The organism is Mycobacterium sp., assembly GCF_049683355.1.
Classification (GTDB): Bacteria; Actinomycetota; Actinomycetes; order Mycobacteriales; family Mycobacteriaceae; genus Mycobacterium.
Map to the genome: position 1 here is coordinate 1 of NZ_JBAUJB010000267.1, position 9,793 is coordinate 9,793.

Annotated in this window: 10 protein-coding genes and 3 pseudogenes; 5 read left to right on the forward strand and 8 right to left on the reverse strand. The window is 69.5% G+C overall.

What is annotated here, in order from left to right:
• From truB to pptH, 3 genes are all read right to left on the reverse strand, one after another.
• On the reverse strand, positions 1-740 hold a 740-nt coding region (truB, locus tag WA944_RS15970), incomplete at its 3' end, for a tRNA pseudouridine(55) synthase TruB (protein ID WP_526647121.1).
• The gene (pptT, locus tag WA944_RS15975; protein WP_526371682.1) at positions 737-1,414 is read right to left on the reverse strand and encodes a 4'-phosphopantetheinyl transferase PptT; all 678 of its coding nucleotides are present in this window, start codon (positions 1,412-1,414) and stop codon (positions 737-739) included. The genes pptT and truB, both read right to left, overlap by 4 nt.
• Entirely contained in the window at positions 1,411-2,361 is a 951-nt protein-coding gene (pptH, locus tag WA944_RS15980; protein ID WP_163889672.1) for an ACP phosphodiesterase PptH, read from the reverse strand. The genes pptT and pptH overlap by 4 nt, the downstream gene beginning before the upstream one ends.
• Before the next feature lie 154 nt (positions 2,362-2,515).
• On the opposite strand from pptH, the gene WA944_RS15985 reads away from it, so the two are divergent.
• Positions 2,516-3,100 (forward strand): DUF3558 domain-containing protein, encoded by a 585-nt coding sequence (locus WA944_RS15985; protein ID WP_370329493.1) that lies wholly within the window; start codon positions 2,516-2,518, stop codon positions 3,098-3,100.
• Here WA944_RS15985 and WA944_RS15990 read toward each other — a convergent pair.
• Positions 3,094-4,179 (reverse strand): annotated as a pseudogene (locus WA944_RS15990) (DUF7064 domain-containing protein). The gene WA944_RS15985 and the pseudogene WA944_RS15990 overlap by 7 nt on opposite strands.
• The gene (locus WA944_RS15995; protein ID WP_526372425.1) at positions 4,169-5,302 is read right to left on the reverse strand and encodes a sulfotransferase; all 1,134 of its coding nucleotides are present in this window, start codon (positions 5,300-5,302) and stop codon (positions 4,169-4,171) included. Before WA944_RS15995 ends, WA944_RS15990 begins: the two are co-directional and overlap by 11 nt.
• A 44-nt stretch (positions 5,303-5,346) precedes the next feature.
• Here WA944_RS15995 and WA944_RS16000 point away from each other — a divergent pair, with 44 nt between their 5' ends.
• Together WA944_RS16000 and WA944_RS16005 are read left to right on the forward strand one after the other, a co-directional pair.
• On the forward strand, positions 5,347-5,976 hold the full coding sequence (locus WA944_RS16000) for a TetR/AcrR family transcriptional regulator (RefSeq protein ID WP_526372426.1): 630 nt from the start codon (positions 5,347-5,349) through the stop codon (positions 5,974-5,976).
• 10 nt (positions 5,977-5,986) lie between these two features.
• Positions 5,987-7,445: pseudogene (locus tag WA944_RS16005) on the forward strand (CocE/NonD family hydrolase).
• On the opposite strand, the gene WA944_RS16010 reads toward WA944_RS16005, so the two are convergent.
• Complete coding sequence (locus WA944_RS16010; RefSeq protein ID WP_526372427.1) at positions 7,434-7,994, reverse strand: DUF1802 family protein; 561 nt, start codon at positions 7,992-7,994, stop codon at positions 7,434-7,436. The pseudogene WA944_RS16005 and the gene WA944_RS16010 sit on opposite strands and share 12 nt — an antisense overlap.
• On the reverse strand, positions 7,991-8,257 hold the full coding sequence (locus WA944_RS16015; protein ID WP_526372428.1) for a DUF2277 domain-containing protein: 267 nt from the start codon (positions 8,255-8,257) through the stop codon (positions 7,991-7,993). The genes WA944_RS16010 and WA944_RS16015 overlap by 4 nt, the downstream gene beginning before the upstream one ends.
• Positions 8,258-8,302: 45 nt before the next feature.
• On the opposite strand from WA944_RS16015, the gene WA944_RS16020 reads away from it, so the two are divergent.
• Positions 8,303-9,076: an enoyl-CoA hydratase gene (locus WA944_RS16020; RefSeq protein WP_526372429.1), complete on the forward strand. Its 774-nt coding sequence runs from the start codon at positions 8,303-8,305 to the stop codon at positions 9,074-9,076.
• A 16-nt stretch (positions 9,077-9,092) separates the two neighbouring features.
• On the opposite strand, the gene WA944_RS16025 is transcribed toward WA944_RS16020, so the two are convergent.
• Positions 9,093-9,524, reverse strand: a complete 432-nt coding sequence (locus WA944_RS16025) for a MerR family transcriptional regulator (protein ID WP_526372430.1) — start codon at positions 9,522-9,524, stop codon at positions 9,093-9,095.
• Positions 9,525-9,570: 46 nt separating this feature from the next.
• Between WA944_RS16025 and WA944_RS16030 the strand changes: the two are divergent.
• Positions 9,571-9,793, forward strand: a pseudogene (locus WA944_RS16030) (class I SAM-dependent methyltransferase); the annotation flags it as partial.

A 9,793-nucleotide genomic window follows, 5' to 3' on the forward strand; every position in this document is an offset into this window, starting at 1 on the left:
GCCTCGGCGTCGGTGAGGTCGCGGCGCGCGAACGCCTGCAGGCAGGCCTCGTCGATGCCGTAGGACAGTTGCGGGGCCTCGGCGAGCTGTTCGAGGGTGCGTGCCTGGTCGAGGCCGAACGCACCGACACGCGTCCGCCGCAGCGCGGTGAGATGCCCGCCGACGCCGAGGGCGGCACCGACATCGCGGGCCAGCGCGCGGATGTAGGTGCCGCTGGAACAGTCCACCTCGACGTCGACATCGACGACACCGGAAGGGTCGGTACCGCGCCGTACGCCGAGCACGTCGAAGCGGCCGATCCGCACCCGGCGCGGCTTCAACTCCACGGTGTGGCCGTCGCGCACCAGTTGGTAGGCGCGTTTGCCGTCCACCTTGATCGCGCTGACCGCCGACGGGATCTGGTCGATGTCGCCGCGCAGCGGCGCAACCGCCGCCTCGATCTGCGCGTCGGTCACATCGGCCGCCGACACCGACTGCAGCAGTTCGCCTTCGGCGTCCTCGGTGGACGTGACCTGCCCCAGCCGCAGCGTCGCGGAGTACGACTTGTCGGTCGCCGTCAGCAGCCCGAGGATCTTGGTCGCGCGCTCCACCCCCACCACCAGCACGCCGGTGGCCATCGGGTCGAGCGTGCCCGCGTGCCCGACCCTGCGGGTGCTGAAGATCCGCCGGCACCGGCCCACCACGTCGTGGCTCGTGAGCCCGCCGGGCTTGTCCACCACGACGAGGCCACCGAGGTTCACAGCACGATCGCCGTCAACGCGATGCCGTTGCGGACCGACCACCGCCCGGCCAACGAGGTCAGGGGTGGACCCGACTCGGCGGCCGGGTCGATCAGGATCTGCGAGGTGAACGTTCCGGCCTGCCCCGACCCGTCGACGTCGAAGCGGATGTGGGCGTCCTCGAAGCCCAGCCACCGGTGGGTCAGCGGGAACCACGCCTTGTACGTCGCCTCCTTGGCGCAGAACAACACCCGGTCCCAGTGCACGCCGGTGGGCATGTCCTGCAGCTCGTGCCGTTCGACCGGCAGGCTGATCGCGTCGAGTACGCCGTTGGGCAGTACGTCGTGCGGCTCGGCGTCGATACCGACCGAGCGGACGGCCTCGCGACGCCCGACGGCGGCTCCGCGGAAGCCCTCACAGTGCGTCAGGCTGCCGACGATGCCTGCGGGCCAGCACGGTTCGCCCTTGTCGCCCTTGAGGATCGGCACCGGCTCCATCCCGAGGTCGACGAGCGCCTGGCGCGCGCAGTACCGCACGGTGATGAACTCGTTGCGCCGTTTGGCCACCGACCGCGCGATCAGCGGCTCCTCTTCGGGCAGCGGCGCGAGCTCCTTGGGATCGGTGTACAACTCCGCGGCCGCCAACGCGTCCAGCGAGCCGGGCAGCACCCCGGCGAGCAGGGTCGCCGAGATCATTCCCGGCCGCTCCTGATCCGCTGCTGCATCTTCTCGGCGTGCTCGCGCATCTCTTGGGTGATCTGGAAGTGCCCGCCGAACTCGTTGAGGTAGCCCGGTGTGTATTTCGGGTCGGGCAGGATCTGGCGTAGCCAGCGAAAAGGCCTGCGGCGCCGCCACTCCCGCGGGTAGCCGACCGAGACCTCCTCGAACCGGACCCCGTCGTACCAGGTGGTGCGTGGGATGTGCAGGTGTCCGTAGACCGAGCAGACGGCGTTGTAGCGGGTGTGCCAGTCGGCGGTCGCGGTGGTTCCGCACCACAGCGAGAACTCCGGGTAGAACATCGCCTCGCAGGGTTCGCGCACCATCGGGAAGTGGTTGACCTGGACGGTCGGCATCATCCAGTCCAGTTCCTCGAGCCGCTTGCGGGTGTAGGCGACGCGGTCCCGGCACCACGCGTCGCGCGTCGAGTACGGCTCCGCCGAAAGCAGGTACTCGTCGGTCCCGACGATGTTGCGCTCCTTGGCGATCGCCAGGCCCTCGGCTTTGGTGCCCGCGCCCTGCGGCAGGAACGAGTAGTCGTACAGCAGGAACATCGGGACGATGGTCGCCGGGCCGCCCTCCTCGGTCCACACCGGGTACGGGTGCTCGGGGGTCACGATCCCCATCTCGTCGCACATGTCGACCAGATAGTCGTAGCGGGCCTTGCCGAAGATCTGCATCGGGTCCCGCGAGGTGGTCCACAGCTCGTGGTTGCCCGGAATCCAGATCACCTTCGCGAACCGCTTGCGCAGCAGATCCAGGGCCCAGCGGATCTCGTCGGTGCGCTCGGCCACGTCGCCGGCCACGATCAGCCAGTCATCGGGCGAGGCCGGGTGCAGTGACTCGGTCACCGGCTTGTTGCCGGTGTGGCCGGTATGCAGGTCACTGACGGCCCACAAAGTCGGCCGCCGGTCGTCACTGGTCACAACCCGTCAGCCTACTGGTGCCCCGCCGTGGCGGACTTCCCGGCAACTAGAACCTGTTCTAGGTTTCCGTTCCGGCGGGCCACCGCGCCCGCTACACTCCCAGCAGGGTCGGACCGAACCGGCGGAGTCCACCGCCACGAGATCAGGGGGTGTGATGGTCGCCAAGCTGCGGCTGCTCTCGGCGCTGTGTGCGCTGGTAGCGGCGGTTGTGGTGGTCTGGCAGGCAAACCCGGCCGGCCCGCTCACAGCCGAGCGGGTGGAGCTCAGAGCCACCGGTGCACCGCTGACCAATATGTCCACCACCATCAAGTCGCCCGTCGTCGAGGTGGTGGATCCCGACCCGTTCGACCCCTGCCGCGACATCCCGCTGGACGTCATCCAGCGGGTCGGTCTGGCGTTCACCCCGCCGACTCCGGAAGACAGCCTGCGCTGCCGCTACGACGCGGGCAACTACCAGATGGCGGTCGAGGCGTTCGTGTGGCGCACCTACGAACAGACCCTGCCCGCCGACGCCGTCGAACTCGACATCAACGGCCACCGGGCGGCCCAGTACTGGATCATGAAGCCCACGGACTGGAACAACCGCAACTGGATCACCTGCATGGTCGCGTTCCAGACCAGCTACGGCGTCATCCAGCAGTCGCTGTTCTACGCGCCCGTGTACTCCGAGCCCGACCCGGACTGCATGCAGACCAACCTGCAGAAGGCCCACGAGCTCAGCCCGTTCTACATCTACTGACAGATCCGGTCCATCGGGCTGGACCGCTCGAGCATGCCGATCGCCTCTTCGCCGTCCCAGCGGTAACGCACTCCGGCCTGTTGCAGCGCCGGAAACGTCCAGTTCGCCATCTTGGCCAGCGCCTCGGGTGGCACCTCGGCCGGGTCGGTGATGTCGTGCGTCGAGAGCACCGTCTCCCCCGCGATCCGTCCGGTGCCCTGTTCGGTTTCCAGCACCACGGAGACGTCTTCGCCGGTGGGCTGCAGTCGGGTCAGCCACGGCGCCTGCACGACCCGCGCGGCGATCAGGTCACCGTGGCCGTCGAACAGGTACCCCTCGTTGAACGTCGGCGCGGAGTGCCGCAGACCGACACGCGCACCGTCGGGACGGGCGGATACGCGATGTAGCCGAACGCCCGGCCGCTGCCGAACAGCGCCGACTGCCAGCAGTGGCCCCAGAAGCCCTCGAGCCGGCGGACTCCCTGGCGACGGATCCGCAGTTCGCTGCCGGAGAAGTCCTGCCGGCGCCCGGCCACCTCCATCGATCCGGTGGCCCGGAACAGTTGCTCGTAACGCGGGCCGCCCATCATGTCGCCGACGATCGACGTCGCCAGCTGTGAACCCGCGTCGGCCTGCAGGGTGCCCTAGCACCCAGGGCGGCGCCGCCATGGCGGCCTTGACCTCGAAGCTCAGGTCGACCGAGGGCCCGGTCTTGTGTCCGGCGGCCAGGTCGGCCGACGACGTCTGCACCGCCCGGCCGTCGAACGTCACCGTCCACTCGTCGAACGGTGCGACACAGGTGAAGACCAGTGGACCGGCACCCAACACGGTGGGCGCGCCACCGGCGTCGAACGGCGATCTGCTGGCCGGGTCGTCGCGGAGGCGGTACACCCGGCCGTCGGCGAAGGCGACGTTGACCTGGATCTGGTGCGCGTCCCAGTTCGACGCGACCGCCTCGATGCCGATCCGCGGCAGACCCAGCTCGCCGCGGTCGTCGAGGACCCAGAAACTGACCGAGTCCCGCATCTCCGGATTGTCGGGCCTGCGGGCGAACACGTACTCGCGGCTCGGGTCGATCCCGCCGGTGAGGTCAGTCGGCATCCGAGCTTCCCAGGCAGGTGTCCACGTACCGGGCGAACAACGGCCTGATCGCGGGCAGGTCCAGGGCGAACAGCTGCGGGTCGGCCTTCGCGTGGGGTTCGCGCTTCTGGGCGTTGTCGTCCCACCAGTCCCGCATCCCGCTCTCGAACGCCGCGGTCACCGGTTCGCCGAGCCAGTCGTACAGACCGCGCACCTGGCCGATCGGATCGTCCTGCATCGCACGGAAGTCGATGTCGTAGAAGCGATCGTCATGGCCTGCCCTCCGAAAGGCGAGGGTCCGGTCGACGCCCGTGGACCACTGGGTGACGTCGAGCTCACCGAGGTAGCGGTGGTCGACGTCGTCGCTGAATCCGCCGACGATGTCGGCGTACACGTCGGCCACCGACACCAGCACGTCGGTCGGGTCACGGTGGGTCATCACGAAGCGCGCGTCCGGGAAGACCCGGCCGAGGGAGTGCACACAGAGCAGGTGGGCCGGTGACTTCAGCCGCCATGGGCGGGTCGGCCTGCCCCACTGCAGCAGCCGCAGTACCCGACGCTGGTAGAGGTACGTCGAGGTGAAGTCGGCACGCTCGAGCAACCACTCGGAGTAGGTGGGCACCTGCGCGAAGGCCTGGAAGATCTGTGATTTGAAGTCCAGCGCCATCAGGTCCAGGCACTCCGCCGGGCCCTGGATGTCGTGGGGCACGTGATGTCTGCTGCCGGCGACGACCGGGCGTTGCTCCGGCGGTATCCGCGGGTCGTCGCCGGGCACGGTGGACGGCGGGGGGCAGGGTTGGGCGGCCTCCCAGCTGCGCAGGTAGCGAATGTGTGGATCCCGAGCCAGCAGAAACGACAGGGCCGTCGACCCGGTACGGGGCAGGCCGAGGCCGAACAGCGGCGCGACGATCGGTTCGTCGCCGATCTCGGGATGCCGGCGGTACCAGTTCTCGACCTGCAGTCGTTGGCACAGGTGCAGGCAGATGCGGCCGTAGACGAACGTTTCGCCGCGTGTGTTGAGGCGGGCCTCGCCGGACAGCGCGCAGGTCAGGATCTCCAAACCCTCACGGAAGGAGTCGTCGCCGAAATCGTCGAGCCCGGTTCGTTCTGCCGCGGCCGCAATCAACTGGCCCGATGATGGCACGGCGGCACCTCCGATCGGATTGATGACAGTACACTGCCACCAATATGAGCGACTCGTCAACGATGTCCCCGATGGCCTCCCGCCGCCCGTACGACAACCGCGCCCGTGAGCAGAAGGCCGCGCAGACCCGCGAGCTCATCGTGTCCGCGGCCGGTGACCTGGTACACGAGTTCGAGAGCTGGGATTGGCGGGAACTGACGTTCCGCGCGGTGGCCGAGCGCGCCGGTGTCGGAGAGCGCACCGTCTACCGCCACTTCCCCACCGAACGTCATCTGCACGACGCCGTCATGCACCGGCTCGAGGAGGACGCCGGCGTCTGCTACGACGACGTCGACCTAGGCAATCTCGAGGAGACGACGGGGCGGGTATTCGCCTCACTGCACCGCTTCTCGGCTCGGCAGTCGGTTCAGACCACCGGCGATCCGGCCTTCGTCACCGTCGACGAGCGTCGTCGCGAAGCGCTGCGCAGGGCGGTGACCGCGGCGGCTCCCCAGTTCAGCGACGCCGAACGACGCACGGTCGCCGGACTGCTCGACGTGTTGTGGAACGTGCCTGCCTACGAACGTCTGGTCGGCCCTTGGGGTGTCGACGCCGCAGACGCCACCCGGGCGATCGGCTGGCTGATGACCAAGGTCGTGCACGCAATCGAACTGGGTGAGTCCCCGCTTGCGTAGCGTGTCTGAGGTGAGCCGAACAGCCGAAGCCTCGACCACTGCCCCGCAGAAGCGGAGTCGTCCGAAGTTCCCCGGGAGCGCGCTGAGCAAGCTGCTCCGCCTGCCCGCGCCCACCGACGACGTTGTCGTGGATCGGCGGCTGCGGGTTCCGATGCGCGACGGCGTCGACCTGATCGCCGACCACTACGTGCCGCAGACCGACACGCCTGCAGGCACGCCGCTGGTCCGCGGACCGTACGGCCGCGGCTGGCCCTTCGCCGCACTGTACGGTTCGGTCTACGCCGCGCGCGGCTATCACGTGCTCGTCCAGAGTGTGCGCGGAACGTTCGGCTCCGGCGGCGAATTCAGCCCGATGGTGCACGAGATCGACGACGGCGCCGACACGGTCGCCTGGCTGCGCACCCAGCCCTGGTTCACCGGCACATTCGCCACGCTGGGACTGTCGTACCTCGGGTTCACCCAGTGGGCGCTGCTCGCCGACCCCCCCGAGATGAAGGCCGCAGTGATCACCGTCGGACCGCACGATGTCAGCGGACCCCGTTGGGGCGAAGGCTCTTTCGGCCTCAACGATTTCCTCGGCTGGAGTGATCTGGTCGCCCGCCAGGAAGACCCGCAGCGGTTGCGCGTGCTGCTGCACCAGGCGCGGGCGCAGCGGATGGTGAGCAAGGCCGCGCTGGCGGTCCCGCGGGGTCACCACCGCGATGACGATCGGTCCGTGGACACACGGACACATGATGACCAAGGCCGCCCCGTCCGCGATCCGCGAATCGCTGGACTGGCTCGACACCCATCTGGCCGGGGCGGTGGAACAGCGGCAGGCACCGGTGCGCATCCACCTCGACGGCCGGGGCTGGCTCGAACTGGCCGACTGGCCGCCGCCGATGCCCGAACAGGTGCTGTACCTGCAGCCCGGCGGCGGCCTGTCCGGCGCCGCGCCCGCCCCGGACACCGCGACGTTCGTCTACAACCCCGCCGACCCGACACCCACCGTTGGTGGCCGACTGCTGTCCCCGGTGGGCGGTTACCGCGACGACACGTCACTGGCACGCCGCGCCGACGTCCTGACGTTCACCGGTGACCCGCTGCCCGACGGTCTGTACGTGGTCGGAACGCCGGTGCTGGAGCTCGAGCACACCTGCGCCAACCCGTACAACGACTTGTTCGTGCGGATCAGTCAGGTCGACGAGCACGGCGGCTCACGCAACGTCAGCGACGGATACCTCGCCGCAGCACCTGATTCCGGCACCGTGCGCATCGAACTCGACGCGCTCGCCCGCACGTTCGGCGCCGGCTCCCGCATCCGCGTGCTCATCGCCGGCGGCTCGCACCCACGCTTTCTGCGCAACCTCGGCACCGGTGAATCCGCGGCCATCGGGACCAGGCTGGCCACAGCACGGCACACCGTGCATCTCGGCGCCTCCTCGCGGCTGATCCTGCCCGCCGGGCAGCGGCCACCCTCAGCCGACTGACCGACGCACCCGGGCGGCGATCTCGTCCAGCGCCGCGTCGTCGTGCACCGGCGCCCCCCATACGGGATCTACCGGCAGTTGCACCCAGCTCGAGCAGCCGCGGTAGTCCGGGGTGCGCACCAGCCGGACCGGCTCGGTCAGCGGCACCGCGGAGACGACCAGCACCGTCAGCCGGTGCCGTGGTCTGAAGTCGAGCCGGTCGGCGCGCACCGAGTCGGCCGTCCAGATGTGCAGCGGCGCAATGTCGTCCAGCCTGTCCGGTTGACCGACCTCGACCGCGGCCACCACCCGGGCCCCCGCGCGCAGCACCACCTCGTCCTCGGTGCTGTCCTCCTCGGCGGGCCCGAGGAACTCTCGGTGCTCGGGGCGCACCCGCTCAGCGTGGCTGTGCGCCACCGTCGGGAACAGAAGGAACTGCGACGCCGCCACCTCGAAACGCTTCTCGCCGATGCCCCCCTTGCGCAACAGCACCGTCTGGCTGCCCTCGAGCAGCGCGTGCACGACCGCGCTCCATTCCTTGAGCCCCGGCGTGGTCAGCGTCGCGGTCATCCGAGCCCGAGGCGCGCGCGCACCTCGGGACGGCGAAGCGGCGGAACGGTGTTCGGCGGTTGCCAGCGCGGCTGCAGGTCGGTGAGCAGCCGCGTCGTGGTGGCCGTGACCTCGGCGACCGCGGCTTCGAAGACGTCGATGTTTGCACCCGAGGGCCGGGTGATACCGCTGACCTTGCGGATGTACTGACGCGCCGCGGCCTCGATCTCCTCGGCTGTCGCGGCCGGCTCCAGCCCCCGCAGCTCGGTGATGTTTCGACACATGACCTCCACGATAGGCCCGAACGCCGTGGCCGATACGGTGAGCGGATGAGCACTCCTGCAGACCCCGGCACCGACATCCTGCTGGTCGACACCCGCGACCGGATCCGGACACTGACCCTGAATCGGCCCGGTGCCCGCAACGCGTTGTCGTCGGCCTTGCGCACCCGGCTATTCGGCGCGCTACGCGAGGCCCAGGCCGACGACACCGTCGACGTCGTCATCGTCACCGGAGCAGACCCGGTCTTCTGCGCGGGCCTGGACCTCAAGGAACTCGGCGACACCACCGACCTTCCCGACATCTCACCCAAATGGCCGGCGATGACCAAACCCGTGATCGGCGCCATCAACGGGGCGGCGGTGACCGGCGGTCTGGAGATCGCGCTCTACTGCGACATCCTGATCGCTTCGGAGGCGGCCCGCTTCGCCGACACCCACGCCCGGGTCGGCCTGCTGCCCACCTGGGGTCTGTCGGTGCGGTTGCCGCAGAAGGTGGGCGTCGGGATGGCCCGGCGGATGAGCATGACCGGCGACTACCTGTCGGCCGAGGATGCGCTGCGCGCCGGACTCGTCACCCAGGTGGTGCCGCACAGCGACCTCCTCGACACCGCCCGCCAGATCGCCACCTCGATCGTCGGCAACAACCAGCGGGCGGTGCGGGCGCTACTGGCCTCCTACCACCACATCGACGACGCCCAGAACGGTGCGGCACTCTGGCTGGAGGCCGACGCCGCCCGGGCATGGATGAGCAGCGCGTCCGGCGACGACATCGCCGCCAGCCGCGACTCGGTCATCGAACGCGGCCGGTCACAGGTGCGCTGAGGCGTAGGGGCTCGCGTCATTCGTCCGAGGTGTGCTCGGCGGCAAGCTGTTCCACGCTCATGCCATCGAGCAGTCGGTCCAGCGCCCCGGTCATGGTGGCGCACTGCCGAGCCGGGTGCTCGGTCGGACAGTGCAACGCGTGGGTGAGGAACTGCTGCGCGGCGCGCGCCTGGGCGATCACCCGGTCGAGTTCGTCGATCTGCCGGCGAACTGTGTCGCGCCACTGCTCACTCGGGTCGTCGAGCACGGCAGCCGCGGTGCCCAGCGGCAGGCCCAGCCGGTGCACGATCTTGAGGAACGCCAGCCGGCGCAGCTCCTCGAGCCCGTACATCCGTCTGCCGGATCGCCTCGACCGCGGGCGCACCAGGCCGCGATCGTCGTAGTAGCGCAACGCCGACGGCGTCATCTGCAACCGCGATGCGGCTTCGCCGATCGAAATCACGTCCATCACGCCATTTGACTTCAACCCGCCTTGAACAGGCAAGGTCTACTCCATGAGCGATAGTTCGACTCCACCGGCGGTCAACCACCATGGCGATCACCCCGGCTTCGCCGGTGTCACCGGGTCACTGTTCGGGGTGGTCTTCCTGCTCACGGGCCGCGGCAACGCCCGACTGGCCGCCGACATCGCCGAGGTCGGCGCCACCGACCGCGTCGTCGACATCGGCTGCGGTCCCGGAACGGCGGCCAGGACGGCCGCGCGCCGCGGTGCTGCGG